This window comes from Labrys methylaminiphilus subsp. lupini (assembly GCF_051161885.1).
GTDB lineage: Bacteria > Pseudomonadota > Alphaproteobacteria > Rhizobiales > Labraceae > Labrys.
Genome location: NZ_JBMDIH010000001.1, coordinates 2433184 through 2451292 on the forward strand (window position 1 = coordinate 2433184; position 18109 = coordinate 2451292).

Below are 18109 nucleotides of genomic sequence, written 5' to 3' on the forward strand. Positions count from 1 at the left end.
TGTTTTCCTCACTCGGCGATGCGCTGGACGAAGCGGGTCTTGATCGGCAGCTTGGCGGCAGCGAGCGTCAGGGCGGAGCGAGCGATTTCCTCGCTCACGCCGTCCAGTTCGAACATGATGCGACCCGGCTTGACGCGGGCGACCCAATGATCGGGAGCACCCTTGCCTTTACCCATGCGCACCTCAGCCGGCTTCGCCGAAACCGGCACGTCCGGGAACATGCGGATCCACACGCGACCCTGACGCTTCATTTCGCGGGTGATCGCACGACGAGCGGCTTCGATCTGACGCGCGGTGATACGTTCGGGCTCAAGAGCCTTCAGGCCGAACTGGCCGAAGTTCAGGAGCGCGCCCGAGGAGGCCACACCGTGAATGCGGCCCTTGAACTGCTTACGGAATTTAGTGCGCTTGGGTTGCAACATGGTTCTATTCTCTCAGATCCCCGCAGCCGCTCAAGCAGCTTCGTGACGGGGGCGCGAAGACGAACGGCCGGTGTCGGCCTCCGCCAGGCGCTTGTCCTGGGCCATCGGATCATGCTCGAGGATTTCACCCTTGAAGATCCAGACCTTGATGCCGCACGTACCGAAGGTGGTGAACGCCGTCGCCGTGCCGTAATCGACATCGGCTCGCAGCGTATGCAGCGGCACGCGACCTTCGCGGTACCACTCCAGACGCGCGATTTCGGCGCCGCCCAGACGGCCCGAGCAATTGATACGAATGCCCTCGGCGCCCAGACGCATAGCCGACTGAACGGCACGCTTCATGGCACGACGGAAGGCAACGCGACGCTCGAGCTGCTGCGCGATGGAGTCGGCAACCAGGGTCGCATCCACTTCCGGCTTGCGCACTTCAACGATGTTGATGTGCACTTCCGAGGTGGTGAGCTTCGACACGGCCTTCTTCAGCTTGTCGATGTCAGCGCCCTTCTTGCCGATCACGATGCCCGGACGAGCCGAGTAGATCGTGACGCGGCACTTGCGGTGCGGACGCTCGATGACGATGCGCGACACCGCGGCCTGCTTCAGGAGCTTCATCAGCGCCTGACGGATCGCAATATCTTCGTGCAGCAGCTTGCCATATTCGCCCTTGTTGGCGAACCAGCGGGAATCCCAGGTCCGGTTGATGCCCAGACGCAGGCCGATCGGATTAACTTTCTGTCCCATCGCTTGCTCCTTACGCCTTGGCTTCGACCTGGCGGACAACGACCGTCAGGTTGGAGAAGGGCTTCTCGATGCGCCCTGCCCGGCCACGGGCACGAGCGTGGAAACGCTTGATGACGAAGGCCTTGCCGACATAGGCTTCGGAGACGATCAGATCGTCTACGTCGAGGCCATGATTGTTCTCGGCATTGGCGATGGCGCTCTGCAGCGTCTTCTTCACGTCGGTGGCGATACGCTTGCGCGAGAAGGTCAGGTCGGCCAGAGCCGAGTCCACCTTCTTGCCGCGGATCAGCGACGCGACGAGATTGAGCTTCTGCGGCGAAACGCGCAGCATGCGCGCAACCGCCTTCGCCTCGTTGTCAGGCAGGGCCCGTTCGGACTTCGGCTTGCCCATCGTTTACTTCCTCTTCGACTTCTTGTCCGCCGCGTGACCATAGAAGGTCCGGGTCGGAGCAAATTCGCCGAGCTTCATGCCAACCATGTCTTCGGTCACCTGAACCGGAACATGCTTCTGGCCGTTGTAGACGCCAAAAGTCACACCGATGAAGTGCGGCAGAATGGTGGAGCGGCGGCTCCAGGTCTTGATGACTTCGCTACGGCCGGAGCCGCGCGCGGCATCCGCCTTTTTCAGGAGGTACCCGTCAACAAACGGGCCTTTCCAGACTGAGCGGGACACGTGTGGTCTCCTTACTTCTTCTTAGCGTGACGGGACGAGACGATGAACTTGTTCGTCGCCTTGTTCGAACGCGTCTTCTTGCCCTTGGTCGGCTTGCCCCAAGGCGTGACGGGGTGACGACCACCGGAGGTACGGCCTTCGCCGCCACCATGGGGATGGTCGATCGGATTCATGGCAACGCCGCGGACGGACGGCTTGATGCCGAGCCAACGCGAACGACCCGCCTTACCGAGCGAGATGTTCATGTGGTCCGGGTTCGACACCGCACCCACCGTGGCAAAGCAGCTCGACAGAACCAGGCGCTGCTCGCCCGAGTTCAGGCGCAGGATGACATAGGCGCCATCGCGGCCGGCGATCTGGGCATAGCTGCCGGCGGAACGAGCCACCGAGCCACCACGGCCGAGCTTGAGCTCGACATTGTGGACGATGGTGCCAACCGGCATCGCAGACATCGGCATGGCATTGCCAGGCTTCACGTCGGCCGAAGCAGCCGCGATCACCTTGTCGCCGACAGCCAGACGCTGCGGAGCCAGGATGTAGGCCTTCTCGCCATCGGTATAGTCGATGAGCGCGATGAAGGCCGTGCGGTTGGGATCATATTCGATCCGCTCGACCGTACCCTCGACATCAAGCTTACGGCGCTTGAAATCGATGATGCGGTAGGCGCGCTTGTGCCCGCCCGACTTGCGGAACGAGGTGATGCGGCCCGTATTGTTGCGGCCACCCGACTTGGTCAGGCCTTCGGTCAAGGTCTTGACCGGTGCGCCCTTGTAGAGGGCGGAACGGTCGACCAGCACGAGCTGGCGCAGGCCCGGCGTAACCGGCTTGTATTTCCTGAGAGCCATTGGTCTCTCTCCCTTTCCGGCCCGCGCCTCAGAGGCCCGTCGTCACGTCGATCGTGTGGCCTTCGGCCAGGGTCACGATCGCACGCTTGACATCGCTCTGAGTGCCCAGAATGCCCTTGAAACGCTTGGTCTTGCCCTTGCGAACGAGCGTGTTGACGCCCATCACCTTGACATTGAACAGCTTTTCGACGGCGGCTTTGATCTGCGGCTTGGTCGCATCCGGAGAAACCCGGAACACCACCTGGTTATGCTCTGAGTGAGCGGTCGCCTTCTCGGTGATCACCGGCGACACGATCACGTCGTAATGCCTGACATCGGTGCTCATTTGAAGCGCGCCTCCAGCGCATCGACAGCCGCCTTGGTCAGCACGAGGCTGTCACGGCGGAGAATGTCGTAGACGTTGATGCCCTGAACCGGCAGCACATCCACGTTTGGAATGTTGCGGGCGGCCAGCGCGAAGTTCTGGTCGAGTTCGGCGCCATCGATGATCAGCACATTGGCCAAGCCACGCTTGCCGAAGGTGTCCTTCAGCGCCTTGGTCTTGATCACTTCGGCGACGGCCTTGTCGACGATGATCAGCTGCTGCGTTTTCGCTTTGGACGAAAGCGCATGCTTGAGGCCGAGAGCGCGAACCTTCTTGGGCAGGTCGTGGGCGTGGGAACGCACGACCGGACCGAAGGCGCGGCCACCGCCACGGAACTGCGGAGCCGAGGCTGCACCGTGACGAGCACCACCGGTGCCCTTCTGCTTGTACAGCTTCTTCTTGGTCCGGTTGATTTCGGACCGGCCCAGCGTCTTGTGCGTACCGGCCTGGCGCTTGGCCAGCTGCCAGCGCACGACGCGCTGCAGGATGTCGGTGCGCGGCTCGAGACCGAAGATCTCGTCCGACAGCGTGACAGAACCGGCTTCGGAGCCTTCGAGAGTGGTAATTGCGAGTTTCATCGGCTCCTCCTCACTCGCCAGCAGCTGCGGCTGCAGCTTCAGGCAAGCGGAATGCGCCGGGCTTCGGCGCTGCTTCCGGCAGCTGCTTCTTCACGGCGTCGCGCACCAGGATCCAGCCGCCCTTGGCGCCGGGAACGGCACCCTCGACCAGGATCAAGCCACGCTCGACGTCGGTGCGCACGACCTTGAGGTTCAAGGTGGTGATGCGCTCGTCACCCATGTGACCCGCCATCTTCTTGCCGGCGAACGTCTTGCCCGGATCCTGCCGCTGACCGGTCGAACCATGGGCACGATGCGTGATCGAGTTACCATGGCTGGCGCGGTGGCCGGCAAAGTTCCAGCGCTTCATCGAACCGGCAAAACCCTTGCCGATCGAAGTACCGGTGACGTCGACGAACTGGCCGGGGACGAAGTGGTCCGCGGTGATCGTTGCGCCAACCGGAATCAGGTCGCTTTCCGGTACGCGGAATTCGACGACCTTACGCTTGGGCTCCACGTTGGCAACAGCAAAGTGGCCGCGCTGCGCCCTGGTCGTGTTCTTGACCTTGGCGAGGCCGGCACCGAGCTGAAGCGCGGTATAGCCGTTCTTATCGTTAGTCCTGTGAGCGACGACCTGGCAATCGTCGATACGGAGAACCGTGACCGGGACATGCTCGCCAGCGTCGTTATAGACGCGGCTCATGCCGATCTTCTGTGCAATGACACCAGAACGCATGGCGTTCGTTCCTAAGCCTAGAGGAGCCTGATCAGAGCTTGATCTCGACGTCCACGCCTGCGGCGAGGTCGAGCTTCATGAGCGCGTCCACGGTCTGCGGGGTGGGGTCTACGATGTCGAGCAGGCGCTTATGGGTGCGCATCTCGAATTGCTCACGCGATTTCTTGTCCACGTGCGGCGAGCGGTTCACCGTGTATTTTTCGATCCGCGTTGGCAGCGGGATCGGTCCGCGGACGGCGGCGCCAGTGCGCTTGGCCGTCGATACGATCTCGCGGGTCGACGTATCGAGAATACGATGGTCGAACGCCTTGAGACGGATGCGGATGTTCTGGCCGTTCATTGCCCTGACTCCGAAAATTAAATGGCGCGCCGCTCAACGGCGCGCCGAAAGACGCGCGTTGATGAGCTCTTATTCGATGATTGCGGCGACGACGCCGGCGCCGACGGTACGACCGCCTTCACGGATGGCGAAGCGCAGCTTCTCTTCCATGGCGATCGGCACGATCAGGTTCACTTCCATGGCGATGTTGTCGCCAGGCATCACCATCTCCGTACCCTCAGGCAGCGTCACCACGCCCGTCACGTCCGTCGTGCGGAAGTAGAACTGCGGACGGTAGTTGCCGAAGAACGGCGTATGACGACCGCCCTCTTCCTTGGTCAGGATGTAGGCTTCGGCCTTGAACTTGGTGTGCGGCTTCACCGAACCGGGCTTGCACAGCACTTGGCCGCGCTCCACGTCCTCACGCTTGGTGCCGCGCAGCAGCGCGCCGATGTTGTCACCAGCCTGGCCCTGGTCCAGAAGCTTGCGGAACATCTCGACGCCCGTCACCGTCGTCTTCTGCGTGGCGCGGATGCCGACGATCTCGACTTCCTCGCCAACCTTGACGATGCCGCGCTCGACACGGCCGGTCACGACCGTGCCACGACCCGAGATCGAGAACACGTCTTCAACCGGCATCAGGAAGGGCTGGTCGATCGGACGCTCGGGCTGCGGGATGTAGTCGTCAACCGTCTGCATCAGCTTCAGCACCGCGTCATGACCAATCGCCGGGTTGACGTTGTCCAGAGCAGCCTTCGCAGAGCCCATCGTGATCGGAATGTCGTCGCCGGGGAACTCGTACTTCGACAAAAGCTCGCGAACTTCCATCTCAACCAGCTCGAGCAGCTCCGGATCGTCGACAAGGTCGACCTTGTTCAGGAACACGACCAGCGCCGGAACGCCGACCTGGCGGGCCAGCAGAATGTGCTCGCGCGTCTGAGGCATCGGGCCGTCCGCTGCCGAAACAACCAGGATCGCGCCGTCCATCTGCGCCGCGCCCGTGATCATGTTCTTCACATAGTCGGCATGCCCGGGGCAGTCGACATGGGCGTAGTGACGGTTCTTCGTCTCATACTCCACATGCGCCGTCGAGATCGTGATGCCACGAGCCTTCTCTTCCGGTGCCTTGTCGATCTCGTCATACGCCGTGAACGTCGCACCGCCCGTCTCGGCAAGCACCTTCGTGATCGCCGCTGTCAGCGACGTCTTGCCATGGTCAACGTGACCAATCGTGCCGATGTTGCAGTGCGGCTTGTTGCGTTCAAATTTCTCTTTGGCCATCGGGGCCTCCTTCACCTGTCGCCGAAACGGCGGATGAAACTCAAATCAAGGGGATCAGGCGTACTTCGCCTGGATTTCAGCAGCGACGTTGGACGGCGCCTGTTCGTAATGATCGAACTGCATCGTGTAGCTGGCGCGGCCCTGGGTAAAGGAACGCAGCTGGTTGACGTAGCCGAACATGTTCATGAGCGGAACCATGGCGTTCACGACATTCGCGTTGCCGCGCATGTCCTGGCCCTGGATCTGTCCACGCCGGGAGTTGAGATCGCCGATGACCGAGCCGGTATATTCTTCCGGGGTAACGACTTCGACCTTCATGATCGGCTCGAGCAGGACCGAATGGCCCTTCTGCAAACCTTCACGAAGAGCGGCGCGCGAGGCGATTTCGAAGGCAAGAGCCGACGAGTCGACTTCGTGGAAGGCACCGTCGATCAGCGTGACCTTGACGTCGACAACCGGGAAGCCGGCGACGATGCCCGCACCCAGAACCGAGTTGAGGCCCTTTTCGACGCCGGGAATATATTCCTTGGGCACCGAACCGCCGATGATCTTCGATTCGAATTCGAAGCCCTTGCCGGGTTCGTTCGGCTCGACGACGAACTTGACGCGAGCGAACTGGCCGGTACCGCCGGTCTGCTTCTTGTGGGTGTAGTCGATCTCGGCCTTTTTGGTGATCTTCTCGCGGAAGGCCACCTGCGGCGCGCCGACATTGACCTCGACCTTGTGGGTACGACGCAGAATGTCGACCTTGATGTCGAGATGGAGTTCACCCATGCCCTTGATGATGGTCTGGCCGGATTCCTGATCGGTCGACACACGGAAGGACGGATCCTCCGAAGCGAGCTTGATCAGGGCCAAAGCCATCTTTTCCTGGTCCGCCTTGGTCTTGGGTTCCACGGCCATCTCGATGACGGGCTCGGGGAATTCCATGCGTTCCAGGATGACGGGCTTGTTGGGATCGCACAGGGTGTCGCCGGTGCGGGTGTCCTTGAGGCCAACCAAGGCGACGATGTCGCCAGCATAGGCTTCAGCGATTTCCTCGCGGTTGTTGGCATGCATGAGTACCATGCGGCCGACACGCTCGGTCTTCTCGCGGGAGGAGTTGAGCAGCGAGACGCCCTTCTCGAGCTTGCCCGAGTAGATGCGGCAGAAGGTCAGGACACCATACTGGTCGTCCATGATCTTGAAGCCGAGAAGAGAAAGAGGCTCGGAGTCCGAAGACTTGCGCTCGATTTCTTCTTCGGTCTCCGGGTCGATGCCCTTGATGGCCGGCACGTCGACAGGCGACGGCAGATAGTCGACCACGGCATCAAGAAGGGTCTGTACGCCCTTGTTCTTGAAGGCGGAACCAGCGAGAACCGGATAGAAGGCGCCCGTGAGGACGGCCTTGCGGATCAGACGCTTCAGCGTCGCTTCATCCGGCTCCTGGCCATCGAAGAAGGCAGCGAGAACCTCGTCATCGAGTTCCACAGCAGCTTCGATGAGCATGTTGCGGTACTCGACGGCCTTCTCGACCATGTCTTCCGGGATCGGCAGATCGGCGTCGAACTCGGCGCCCAGCGATTCACCCGACCAGATCACGGCCTTCATGCGAACGAGATCGATGATGCCCTTGAAGTTCGACTCCGAACCGATCGGCAGCTGAATGGCGATCGGCTTGGCACCAAGGCGCTTCACGATGTCGTCGAGGCACTTGTAGAAGTCGGCGCCCGTCTTATCCATCTTGTTGGCGAAGACGATACGCGGAACCTTGTACTTGTCACCCTGGCGCCAGACGGTCTCGGTCTGAGGCTCGACGCCTTGGTTGGAGTCGAGCACGCAGACGGCACCGTCGAGTACGCGCAGCGAACGCTCGACTTCGATGGTGAAGTCGACGTGGCCGGGGGTGTCGATGATGTTCAGGCGCTTGCCGGCCCACAGAGCGGTCGTCGCGGCGGACGTGATCGTGATGCCGCGCTCCTGCTCCTGGGTCATGAAGTCCATGGTGGCGGCGCCGTCATGGACTTCGCCGATCTTGTGGGACTTGCCGGTGTAGTAAAGGATCCGCTCGGTCGTCGTGGTCTTACCGGCGTCGATATGCGCCATAATACCAAAGTTGCGGTAGTCCTCGATCGCGTGGGTGCGGGCCATCGTGTGATCCTCAGTCCTGTCTTCCGGCTTACCAGCGGTAATGCGAGAAGGCGCGGTTGGCTTCCGCCATCCGGTGCGTGTCTTCGCGTTTCTTCACGGCGTTGCCGCGATTGTTGGAGGCGTCGAGCAGCTCGCCCGACAGCTTCTCTTCCATGGTCTTCTCGTTGCGGTTACGGGCCGCGCTGAGGATCCAACGGATGGCGAGAGCCTGGCGGCGCTCCGGACGAACTTCGACCGGGACCTGATAGGTCGCACCACCAACGCGGCGGGAGCGAACCTCGATCGCCGGGGCGACATTCGACAAGGCAGTCTGGAACACCGTGATCGGGCTCTGCTTGGCCTTGGCTTCGATGGTGTCGAAAGCGTCGTAGACGATCTTCTCGGCAACCGACTTCTTGCCATCATACATGATGGCATTCATGAACTTGGTCACGACGAGATCACCGAACTTCGGATCCGGAATGATCTCACGCTTTTCTGCACGATGGCGACGGGACATGGTGAAATCTTCCCTTACTTCGGACGCTTCGCGCCGTACTTCGAACGGCGCTGCTTACGGTTCTTGACACCCTGGGTATCGAGAACGCCGCGGAGAATGTGATAGCGGACGCCGGGCAAATCCTTCACGCGGCCGCCGCGGATCATGACCACGGAATGCTCCTGAAGGTTATGGCCTTCGCCGGGGATGTAGCCGATGACCTCGAAGCCATTGGTGAGACGCACCTTGGCAACCTTACGCAAAGCCGAGTTCGGCTTCTTCGGAGTCGTCGTATACACACGAGTGCACACACCGCGCTTCTGCGGGCATGCTTCCAGGTGGCGCGCCTTCTCGCGATACACTTTCGGTTCGCGCGGCTTGCGGATCAGCTGGCTAATGGTTGGCATCGTTCGCCCTTCAACATCGATTAGTACGCCCCTACGAACGCACTGCTTTGCCCTGCGTGAGCAATCACGCAAAACGAAACCGCGCCAGCTTCCCTATTAGGGGATGCAAGCGCGACACCCACAGAGGATCGCAACGCAGAGCGTACGATCATGACCGGAACTGTGTCTGGTAGCCCGGAGGCAGCGTTTAAGCGATCAGTTCCGCGTCTTGTCGACTGCAGGAACAATACGGCTTACGGCCCGCCCTGAAAGTGATGTGGTCTTTAACTGCCGACTCGCCTCTCGTCAAGCGCGAAGCGTGTCAAATTTACCAATAAATGAGGTTTTTGAGCCGATAGGGCCTTTCGCATAGCCCCTTTGCCGTTTTGCATGACTTCCGGCTTCGGGTCTGCCCCTCCCTCGTCATGATCACGGCTCCCTCAAAGACGAAAGGGCGGCTCTTGCAAGCCGCCCTCCCACTCAACCGATCGGTTGAATTTTCTTACTCCGCCGCGGGCAATGCCACGACTTCGGCTTCGGCCGCCGGCGTAGCCGGAACACCGGCCTCGGCCTGCTTCTGCTGCAGGATGAGATCGTCGCGGCGCTTGGCGATCTCGCGGACCCGAGCAACCTGGGCACCAGTACCGGCCGGGATGAGGCGGCCGACGATGACGTTCTCCTTGAGGCCCTCCAGCGTATCCGACTTGCCGTTGACGGCAGCTTCGGTGAGCACGCGGGTGGTTTCCTGGAAGGAGGCCGCCGAGATGAACGAACGCGTCTGCAGCGAAGCCTTGGTGATGCCGAGCAGCACCGGATGGCCCACCGCGGGCTTCCTGCCCTCCTCGACCGCCTTGAGGTTGGCCTCTTCGAACTCGATGCGGTCGACCTGCTCGCTGGGTAGGAACTCGGTCTCACCGGCGTCGGTGACCTCGATCTTCTGCAGCATCTGCCGGACGATCACTTCGATGTGCTTGTCGTTAATCTGCACGCCCTGCAGGCGGTAGACTTCCTGGATTTCGTTGACCAGGTAGGCCGCCAGTTCCTCGACGCCCTTGACCGCCAGAATATCGTGCGGAGCCGGGTTACCATCGACGATGAAGTCACCCTTCTCGACGACGTCGCCGTCTTGGAGATGGATGTGCTTGCCCTTCGGGATCAGATATTCGACCGGCTCCTGATCAGCCTCATGCGGCTGGATCACGAGACGACGCTTGTTCTTGTAGTCGCGACCGAACTGGATCGTGCCGGTGATTTCGGCGATGATCGCCGCATCCTTCGGACGACGAGCCTCGAACAACTCGGCCACGCGCGGCAGACCGCCCGTGATGTCGCGGGTCTTGGCGCTCTCCAGCGGCACGCGGGCGATGACGTCGCCGGCATTCACCTTCGAGCCTGGATCGACCGAGATGACGGATTCGGCCGCCAGGAAGTAGCGGGCGTCGCCGCCGCGCGACAGCTTGGCGATCTTGCCGTCGCCGCCCTTGATCACCAGGGCCGGACGCAGATCCGCCGAGCGGCTCGACGTCCGCCAGTCGGAGACCACGCGCTTGGTGATGCCGGTCGACTCGTCGGCACTCTCGTTAACCGAGATGCCGTCGACCAGATCCTCATAGCCGATCACACCATCGAGTTCGGTGATCACCGGGCGGGTGTAGGGATCCCACTCGGCGATACGCTGGCCGCGCTTGATCTTGTCACCGTCATCGACCTTGATGCGGGCACCATAGGGGACGCGGTTGACCGAGCGCTCCGTGCCGTCATGGTCGAGGACCACGACAGCCAGGTTGCGGGCCATGGCAATCAGCTCGCCGTCCGTGTTCCGCACCACGTTGCGGTTACGGATCTTGACCGTGCCCTCGAAGGTGGACTCGATGTTCGACTGCTCGTTGATCTGCGCCGCGCCACCGATGTGGAAGGTACGCATGGTGAGCTGTGTACCCGGCTCACCGATCGACTGTGCCGCAATGACACCGACAGCCTCGCCCATATTGACGCGCGTGCCGCGTGCCAGGTCGCGACCATAGCAGGTGGCGCAGACGCCGTTCTTGGTCTCGCAGGTGAGCACCGAACGGATCTTAATCTCCTGCAGGCCCGAGGCACTGATCAGGTCGACCGCCTTCTCGTCGATCATCTCGCCCTTCGGCACGATGACGGTGCCGGTCGAGGGGTCGGTGATGTTCTGAGCCGCAGTACGACCGAGGACGCGAATGCCGAGCGAAGCCACGACCTGGCCCGCATCGACGATCGCACGAACACCGATGCCGCCTTCCGAGCCGCAATCGGTCTCGGTGATGATCGAGTCCTGGGCGACGTCGACGAGACGACGCGTCAGATAACCCGAGTTCGCCGTCTTCAAGGCGGTGTCGGCCAGACCCTTGCGGGCGCCGTGGGTCGAGTTGAAGTACTCGAGCACGGTGAGGCCTTCCTTGAAGTTCGAGATGATCGGCGTCTCGATGATTTCACCCGACGGCTTGGCCATCAGGCCGCGCATGGCGCCGAGCTGACGCATCTGGGCCGGCGAACCACGGGCCGAGGAGTGCGCCATCATGTAGATGGAGTTGATCGGCTTGTCGCGGCCGCTCTCGTCCTTCTTCACGGCCGAAATGCGGTCCATCATCTCCTTGGCGAGACGATCGGCACACTTGGCCCAGGCATCGACGACCTTGTTGTACTTCTCACCCTGGGTGATCAGACCGTCATTGTACTGCTGCTCGTAATCCTTCGCGAGAGCGTCGGTCTCGGCCACGATCTTCCACTTGTTCTCCGGCACGACGATGTCGTCCTTGCCGAAGGAGATGCCCGCCTTGAAGGCGTTGGAGAAGCCGAGCGTCATGATGCGGTCGCAGAAGATGACCGCCTCCTTCTGACCCACGTTGCGATAGACGACGTCGATGAGGGCGGAGATTGCCTTCTTCGTCATCAGATTGTTGGCGGCCTCGAAGGAGATCTTGGGATTCTTCGGCAGCAACTCGGCCAGCTTCACGCGGCCGGGCGTGGTGTCGTAGATCTTGGTGACCTCGTTGCCTTCGGCATCGATGCCCCTCCAGCGCCACTTGATCTTCGAGTGCAGCGTGACGACTCTGTTGTCGATCGCATGATCGAGTTCGCCGACGTTGCCGAACACCATGCCCTGCCCGGGCTCGCCGTCCGACATCAGCGTCACATAATACAGGCCGAGCACGACGTCCTGCGACGGCACGATGATCGGCTGACCATTGGCCGGATGCAGGATGTTGTTGGTCGACATCATCAGCACGCGCGCTTCCAGCTGCGCTTCGAGCGACAGCGGGACGTGCACGGCCATCTGGTCACCGTCGAAGTCCGCATTGAAGGCGGTGCAGACAAGCGGATGCAGCTGGATGGCCTTGCCTTCGATCAGCACCGGCTCGAAGGCCTGGATGCCGAGGCGATGCAGCGTCGGAGCACGGTTGAGCAGCACCGGATGCTCGCGGATGACCTCGTCGAGGATATCCCAGACTTCCGGCTTTTCCTTCTCGACCAACTTCTTGGCCTGCTTGACGGTCGCGGAAAGCCCCTTGGCGTCGAGACGCGAATAAATAAAGGGCTTGAACAGCTCCAGCGCCATCTTCTTGGGCAGACCGCACTGATGCAGCTTCAGCTCAGGACCGACGACGATGACCGAACGGCCGGAATAGTCGACGCGCTTGCCGAGCAGGTTCTGGCGGAACCGGCCCTGCTTGCCCTTGAGCATGTCGGACAGCGACTTCAGCGGGCGCTTGTTGGCGCCGGTGATGACGCGGCCACGGCGGCCGTTGTCGAACAGCGCGTCCACAGCTTCCTGCAGCATGCGCTTTTCGTTACGGATGATGATGTCAGGCGCACGCAGTTCGATCAGCCGCTTCAGACGATTGTTGCGGTTGATGACACGGCGATAGAGATCGTTGAGGTCCGAGGTCGCGAAGCGGCCACCGTCGAGCGGGACGAGCGGGCGCAGATCCGGAGGGATCACCGGCACGGCCGTCAGGATCATCCATTCAGGCTTGTTGCCCGACTGGACGAAGGCCTCGATGATCTTCAGGCGCTTGGCCAGCTTCTTGGGCTTGAGCTCCGAGGTGGACTCGGCGATCTCGACGCGCAGATCCGCCGCGATCTTCTCCAGATCCATGGAGCGCAGCATCTCGCGGATGGCCTCGGCGCCGATCATCGCGGTGAAGCTGTCCTCGCCATACTCGTCCTGAGCGCGCGCATACTCATCCTCAGAGAGGAGTTGACGCTCCTTCAAGGGGGTAAGGCCGGGCTCGATCACAACGTAATATTCGAAGTACAGGATGCGCTCGAGATCCTTGAGCGTCATATCCATCAAGAGGCCGATGCGGCTCGGCAGCGACTTCAGGAACCAGATATGGGCGACGGGCGCAGCGAGTTCGATATGGCCCATGCGCTCGCGGCGGACGCGCGACAGCGTGACTTCGACGCCGCACTTCTCGCAGATGACGCCCTTGTACTTCATGCGCTTGTACTTGCCGCACAAGCACTCGTAATCCTTGATGGGTCCGAAGATGCGCGCGCAGAACAAGCCGTCACGTTCGGGCTTGAACGTACGGTAGTTAATGGTCTCCGGCTTCTTGATCTCGCCGTAGGACCAGGAAAGAATCTTTTCCGGCGAAGCGATCGAGATCTTGATCTGATCGAAGGTCTGCGGCTGCGCTACCGGATTGAAGAGATTCATGACCTCTTGGTTCATGGCCGTCTCCAGGTTTGCGCTAAGGCGGGGCCAACGCCCCTGCCCGCGCGGATAAAAATGGGGGGCGGGTCTTCAGACCCGCCTCATTCGCGGCACGGTCACGGCGGGTCCGAAGACCCGCCTCCCGGGCAATGTCACTCGGCAGCTTCGGCCGGCGGCAGCATCTGGTCGGCGTTGCGCAGGCCGGTGAGCTCGACATTGAGGCCCAGCGAACGCATTTCCTTGACCAGCACGTTGAACGATTCCGGAATGCCCGCCTCGAAGGTGTCGTCGCCGCGCACGATGGCCTCGTAGACCTTGGTGCGGCCCGCCACGTCGTCCGACTTGACGGTGAGCATCTCCTGCAGCGTGTAGGCGGCGCCGTAGGCTTCCAGGGCCCACACCTCCATTTCGCCGAAGCGCTGACCGCCGAACTGCGCCTTGCCACCCAGCGGCTGCTGCGTGACCAGCGAGTACGGGCCGATCGAACGGGCATGGATCTTGTCGTCGACCAGATGGTGCAGCTTCAGCATGTAGATGTAGCCGACTGTCACCTTGCGGTCGAAGGGATTGCCCGTGCGCCCGTCGTAGAGCTGCACCTGACCCGAGGCGTCATGCCCCGCCATCCTGAGGAAGTCGACGATGTCGCTTTCCTTGGCGCCGTCGAAGACCGGGGTCGCGATCGGCACGCCGCGGCGAAGCGTCGAGGACATGTCGACGAGCTCACGCTCGTCCATGGACTCGATCTCTTCATTTTTGCCGTAGATGCGGTCGAGCGTATCCTTGAGCTGCTTGGCCCCCTTGCCTCTCTTATAGGCGTCGATGGCATCGCCAACGAGTTTGCCGAGACCGGCAGCTGCCCAACCCATATGGGTTTCGAGAATCTGACCGACATTCATGCGGCTGGGAACACCGAGCGGGTTGAGCACGATGTCGACCGGCGTGCCATCCTCGAGGAAAGGCATGTCTTCGATCGGCATGATGCGCGAAACCACGCCCTTGTTGCCGTGACGGCCTGCCATCTTGTCACCCGGCTGGATCTTGCGCTTCACGGCGACGAAGACCTTGACCATCTTCATCACGCCGGGCGGCAGTTCGTCGCCACGCTGCAGCTTCTCGACCTTGTCCAGGAAGCGCTGTTCAAGGCGCTTCTTGGATTCGTCGTACTGCTTGCGCATGGCCTCGACCTCGCTCATCAGAGCGTCGTCGGCCACGGCGAAGTTCCACCACTGCGAGCGCGGATACTCCTGCATCACGTCGGCAGTAAGCACCGTCTCCTTCTTGAAGCCCTTAGGCCCGCCGATCGCCGCCTTGCCCTCGAGCAATTCGACGAGACGCTGATAGACGTTGCGGTCGAGGATCGCCTGCTCGTCGTCACGGTCCTTGGCCAGGCGCTCGATCTCTTCGCGCTCAATCGCCTGGGCACGCTCGTCCTTGTCGACGCCGTGGCGGTTGAACACGCGCACTTCGACGATGGTGCCGGTGACGCCCGGGGGAACGCGCAACGAGGTATCGCGCACGTCGGAAGCCTTTTCGCCGAAGATGGCGCGCAGGAGCTTTTCTTCCGGCGTCATCGGGCTCTCGCCCTTCGGCGTGATCTTGCCGACTAGGATGTCGCCGGCCTGCACCTCGGCGCCGATATAGACGATGCCAGCCTCGTCCAGGTTCTTCAGCGCTTCTTCCGAGACGTTCGGAATGTCGCGCGTGATTTCTTCCGGACCCAGCTTGGTATCGCGGGCCATCACTTCGAATTCGTCGATGTGGATCGAGGTGAACACGTCCTCCTTGGCGATGTTCTCGCTGAGCAGGATGGAGTCCTCGAAGTTGTAGCCGTTCCAGGGCATGAACGCGACGAGCACGTTACGGCCGAGCGCCAGCTCGCCGAGTTCGGTCGAGGGACCGTCGGCGATGATGTCACCCTTCTTCACGACGTCGCCGACGCGGACCAGCGGCTTCTGCGTGATGCAGGTCGACTGGTTGGAGCGCTGGAACTTCATCAGGCGGTAGATGTCGACGCCCGACTGGGTCGGATCGAGATCGGCGGTGGCGCGGATAACGATACGCGTCGCGTCGATCTGGTCGACGATGCCGGTGCGGCGGGCGCCGATGGCAGCGCCGGAGTCACGGGCCACCACGCTTTCCATGCCGGTGCCGACGAACGGCGCATCGGCGCGCACCAACGGCACGGCCTGACGCTGCATGTTCGCTCCCATCAGCGCCCGGTTGGCGTCGTCATTCTCGATGAAGGGAATGAGCGCGGCGGCAACCGAAACCAGCTGCTTGGGCGACACGTCCATGTAGTCGACGCGGTCAGGCGTCACCATGACGTTTTCACCGGCATGACGGCAGACCACGAAGTCCTCGGTCAGCCGACCTTCCTGGTCGAGCGGGATGTTGGCCTGGGCGACGTAGTATTTGCCCTCTTCCATCGCCGACAGATAGACGACCTCGGGCGTGACCTTGCTGTCGCGGACGCGACGGTAGGGCGCCTCGATGAAGCCGTATTTGTTGACGCGAGCAAAGGTCGCCAGCGAGTTGATCAGACCGATATTCGGGCCTTCCGGCGTCTCGATCGGGCAGATGCGGCCGTAGTGGGTCGGATGCACGTCGCGCACTTCGAAGCCGGCACGCTCGCGGGTCAGACCACCCGGGCCAAGCGCCGACAGGCGACGCTTGTGGGTGATTTCCGACAGCGGGTTGGTCTGGTCCATGAACTGCGAGAGCTGCGAAGAGCCGAAGAACTCGCGCACGGCGGCAGCCGCCGGCTTGGCGTTGATCAGATCCTGCGGCATTACGGTGTCGACGTCGACCGAGGACATGCGCTCCTTGATGGCGCGCTCCATGCGCAGCAGGCCGACGCGATACTGATTTTCCATCAGCTCGCCGACCGAGCGCACGCGGCGGTTGCCGAGATGATCGATGTCGTCGATCTCGCCCTTGCCGTCGCGCAGGTCCACCAGCGTCTTGACCACGGCCAGGATGTCGTCCTTGCGCAGCACGCGGACGGTATCCTCGGCATCGAGGTCGAGGCGCATGTTCATCTTGACGCGGCCGACCGACGAGAGGTCGTAACGCTCGGAATCGAAGAACAGCGACTGGAACATCGCCTCGGCGGAGTCGATCGTCGGCGGCTCACCCGGACGCATCACGCGATAGATGTCGAACAAGGCCTCTTCGCGCGAGTTGTTCTTGTCGACCGCCAGCGTGTTGCGGATGTAGCCACCAACCGTGACGTGATCGATGTCGAGCACGGGAATCTCGTCGAAACCCTCGTCGCCGAGCAGCTTCAGGTTCTTCTCGCTGAGCTCGTCGCCAGCTTCCAGATAGACCTCGCCCGTGTTGAGATTGACGATGTCCTCGGCGACGTAACGGCCGATCAGATCCTCATCCGTGACGCGCAGGGCCTTGAGGCCCTTGTCGGCCAGCGCGCGGGCAGAACGCGCCGTCAGTTTCTTGCCGGCTTCAACCACGACTTCGCCGGTATCGGCGTCGATGAGATCGATGGTCGGCTTGACGCCCTTCAGACGGTTCCAGTCATAGGGAACGCGCCAGCCATCCTTGTCGCGGACATAGGTGATGGAGTTGTAGAAGGTACGCAGAATTTCTTCGCCATCCATGCCGAGGGCAAAGAGCAGCGAGGAGACCGGGATCTTGCGGCGGCGATCGATGCGCGCATGCACGATGTCCTTGGCATCGAACTCGATGTCGAGCCAGGAGCCGCGATAGGGAATGATGCGTGCGGCGAACAGGAGCTTGCCCGACGAGTGGGTCTTGCCCTTGTCGTGATCGAAGAACACGCCCGGCGAACGGTGCATCTGGGAGACGATGACGCGCTCGGTGCCGTTGACGATGAAGGTGCCGTTCGAGGTCATGAGCGGCATGTCGCCCATGTAGACGTCCTGCTCCTTGATGTCCTTCACGGAGCGGGCGCCGGTTTCCTCGTCGACATCGAACACGATCAGACGCAGTGTCACCTTGAGAGGCGCAGCAAAGGTCATGCCGCGCTGGCGGCACTCGTCGACGTCATATTTCGGCGCTTCGAATTCGTAGCGGACGAATTCGAGCATCGCCTTGTTGGAGAAGTCCGAGATCGGGAAGACCGACTTGAATACGGTCTGCAATCCCTCATCCGTCCGCCCGCTCTCGGGCTCCAAGACCTGGAGAAACTGGTCGTAGGAAGCCTTCTGAACCTCGATCAGGTTCGGCATCGTCGCGACTTCGCGGATCTTTCCGAAAAACCGGCGGACGCGCTTGCGGGCATTGGTCGTCTGAGCCATGTGGTCCTCGTCCTTTCAAGCAGGCCCGGCACCATTGCACCGATCCTGCAGGCATTTGAATCGCAGGGAAGATTGCCCTCCCCGCCCGGCACAGCGCCGCTGGTGCGGCCCGGTGCTGAAACTGTCGGCCGGATCACCGGCCCTCGCCATTCTCGTCACGGCAGACCGGAAAATCCCGAACGATCTCATCCAATTGGATCGAAATCTCGAAGATTC

At 61.8% G+C, this 18109-nt stretch carries 15 protein-coding genes; all 15 read right to left on the bottom strand.

All coding sequences use genetic code 11. From position 1 onward, the window contains the following. Positions 1-8: 8 nt before the first annotated feature. The 15 genes from rplP to rpoB all read right to left on the bottom strand — a co-directional run bounded on the left by rplP (position 9) and on the right by rpoB (position 17893). Entirely contained in the window at positions 9-422 is a 414-nt protein-coding gene (gene rplP, locus ACN6KF_RS11510) for a 50S ribosomal protein L16 (protein WP_149254714.1), read from the bottom strand. A gap of 30 nt (positions 423-452) precedes the next feature. After that, on the bottom strand, positions 453-1163 hold the full coding sequence (gene rpsC / locus ACN6KF_RS11515) for a 30S ribosomal protein S3 (protein ID WP_149254713.1): 711 nt from the start codon (positions 1161-1163) through the stop codon (positions 453-455). A gap of 10 nt (positions 1164-1173) precedes the next feature. Further along, positions 1174-1554 (bottom strand): 50S ribosomal protein L22, encoded by a 381-nt coding sequence (gene rplV, locus ACN6KF_RS11520; RefSeq protein WP_068292065.1) that lies wholly within the window; start codon positions 1552-1554, stop codon positions 1174-1176. A 3-nt stretch (positions 1555-1557) separates the two neighbouring features. Further along, positions 1558-1836, bottom strand: a complete 279-nt coding sequence (gene rpsS / locus ACN6KF_RS11525; RefSeq protein WP_068292063.1) for a 30S ribosomal protein S19 — start codon at positions 1834-1836, stop codon at positions 1558-1560. Positions 1837-1847: 11 nt separating this feature from the next. Next, complete coding sequence (rplB, locus tag ACN6KF_RS11530; RefSeq protein WP_149254712.1) at positions 1848-2681, bottom strand: 50S ribosomal protein L2; 834 nt, start codon at positions 2679-2681, stop codon at positions 1848-1850. Positions 2682-2709: 28 nt separating this feature from the next. Further along, positions 2710-3006, bottom strand: coding sequence for a 50S ribosomal protein L23 (locus tag ACN6KF_RS11535; RefSeq protein WP_434956969.1), 297 nt, complete (start codon positions 3004-3006; stop codon positions 2710-2712). Further along, entirely contained in the window at positions 3003-3623 is a 621-nt protein-coding gene (rplD, locus tag ACN6KF_RS11540) for a 50S ribosomal protein L4 (RefSeq protein ID WP_149254710.1), read from the bottom strand. The genes ACN6KF_RS11535 and rplD overlap by 4 nt, the downstream gene beginning before the upstream one ends. Positions 3624-3633: 10 nt before the next feature. Beyond that, the gene (gene rplC, locus ACN6KF_RS11545) at positions 3634-4338 is read right to left on the bottom strand and encodes a 50S ribosomal protein L3 (RefSeq protein WP_434956970.1); all 705 of its coding nucleotides are present in this window, start codon (positions 4336-4338) and stop codon (positions 3634-3636) included. Positions 4339-4369: 31 nt separating this feature from the next. Further along, positions 4370-4678, bottom strand: a complete 309-nt coding sequence (rpsJ, locus tag ACN6KF_RS11550) for a 30S ribosomal protein S10 (protein WP_068292049.1) — start codon at positions 4676-4678, stop codon at positions 4370-4372. A gap of 69 nt (positions 4679-4747) precedes the next feature. Next, on the bottom strand, positions 4748-5938 hold the full coding sequence (gene tuf / locus ACN6KF_RS11555; protein ID WP_434956971.1) for an elongation factor Tu: 1191 nt from the start codon (positions 5936-5938) through the stop codon (positions 4748-4750). Positions 5939-5992: 54 nt separating this feature from the next. Continuing rightward, the gene (gene fusA / locus ACN6KF_RS11560; RefSeq protein ID WP_434956972.1) at positions 5993-8068 is read right to left on the bottom strand and encodes an elongation factor G; all 2076 of its coding nucleotides are present in this window, start codon (positions 8066-8068) and stop codon (positions 5993-5995) included. A gap of 28 nt (positions 8069-8096) precedes the next feature. Continuing rightward, positions 8097-8567 carry a 30S ribosomal protein S7 gene (rpsG, locus tag ACN6KF_RS11565; RefSeq protein ID WP_068299564.1) on the bottom strand — a complete coding sequence of 157 codons (471 nt, stop codon included), beginning with the start codon at positions 8565-8567 and terminating at the stop codon, positions 8097-8099. A 14-nt stretch (positions 8568-8581) separates the two neighbouring features. Further along, positions 8582-8953, bottom strand: coding sequence for a 30S ribosomal protein S12 (rpsL, locus tag ACN6KF_RS11570; protein ID WP_068299562.1), 372 nt, complete (start codon positions 8951-8953; stop codon positions 8582-8584). 481 nt (positions 8954-9434) lie between these two features. After that, complete coding sequence (gene rpoC / locus ACN6KF_RS11575) at positions 9435-13637, bottom strand: DNA-directed RNA polymerase subunit beta' (protein ID WP_434956973.1); 4203 nt, start codon at positions 13635-13637, stop codon at positions 9435-9437. A 134-nt stretch (positions 13638-13771) separates the two neighbouring features. Further along, complete coding sequence (rpoB, locus tag ACN6KF_RS11580) at positions 13772-17893, bottom strand: DNA-directed RNA polymerase subunit beta (protein WP_434956974.1); 4122 nt, start codon at positions 17891-17893, stop codon at positions 13772-13774. Between the last annotated feature and the right edge of the window lie 216 nt (positions 17894-18109).

What these genes read in the sequence shown, in the direction of transcription:
- rpoC (WP_434956973.1), bottom strand. Translation starts at nt 13,637, where the DNA reads ATGAACCAAGAGGTCATGAATCTCTTCAATCCGGTAGCGCAGCCGCAG.
- ACN6KF_RS11535 (WP_434956969.1), bottom strand. Translation starts at nt 3,006, where the DNA reads ATGAGCACCGATGTCAGGCATTACGACGTGATCGTGTCGCCGGTGATC.
- rpsC (WP_149254713.1), bottom strand. Translation starts at nt 1,163, where the DNA reads ATGGGACAGAAAGTTAATCCGATCGGCCTGCGTCTGGGCATCAACCGG.
- tuf (WP_434956971.1), bottom strand. Translation starts at nt 5,938, where the DNA reads ATGGCCAAAGAGAAATTTGAACGCAACAAGCCGCACTGCAACATCGGC.
- rplV (WP_068292065.1), bottom strand. Translation starts at nt 1,554, where the DNA reads ATGGGCAAGCCGAAGTCCGAACGGGCCCTGCCTGACAACGAGGCGAAG.
- rplB (WP_149254712.1), bottom strand. Translation starts at nt 2,681, where the DNA reads ATGGCTCTCAGGAAATACAAGCCGGTTACGCCGGGCCTGCGCCAGCTC.
- rpoB (WP_434956974.1), bottom strand. Translation starts at nt 17,893, where the DNA reads ATGGCTCAGACGACCAATGCCCGCAAGCGCGTCCGCCGGTTTTTCGGA.
- rplD (WP_149254710.1), bottom strand. Translation starts at nt 3,623, where the DNA reads ATGAAACTCGCAATTACCACTCTCGAAGGCTCCGAAGCCGGTTCTGTC.
- rpsL (WP_068299562.1), bottom strand. Translation starts at nt 8,953, where the DNA reads ATGCCAACCATTAGCCAGCTGATCCGCAAGCCGCGCGAACCGAAAGTG.
- rpsG (WP_068299564.1), bottom strand. Translation starts at nt 8,567, where the DNA reads ATGTCCCGTCGCCATCGTGCAGAAAAGCGTGAGATCATTCCGGATCCG.
- rpsJ (WP_068292049.1), bottom strand. Translation starts at nt 4,678, where the DNA reads ATGAACGGCCAGAACATCCGCATCCGTCTCAAGGCGTTCGACCATCGT.
- rplC (WP_434956970.1), bottom strand. Translation starts at nt 4,338, where the DNA reads ATGCGTTCTGGTGTCATTGCACAGAAGATCGGCATGAGCCGCGTCTAT.
- fusA (WP_434956972.1), bottom strand. Translation starts at nt 8,068, where the DNA reads ATGGCCCGCACCCACGCGATCGAGGACTACCGCAACTTTGGTATTATG.
- rplP (WP_149254714.1), bottom strand. Translation starts at nt 422, where the DNA reads ATGTTGCAACCCAAGCGCACTAAATTCCGTAAGCAGTTCAAGGGCCGC.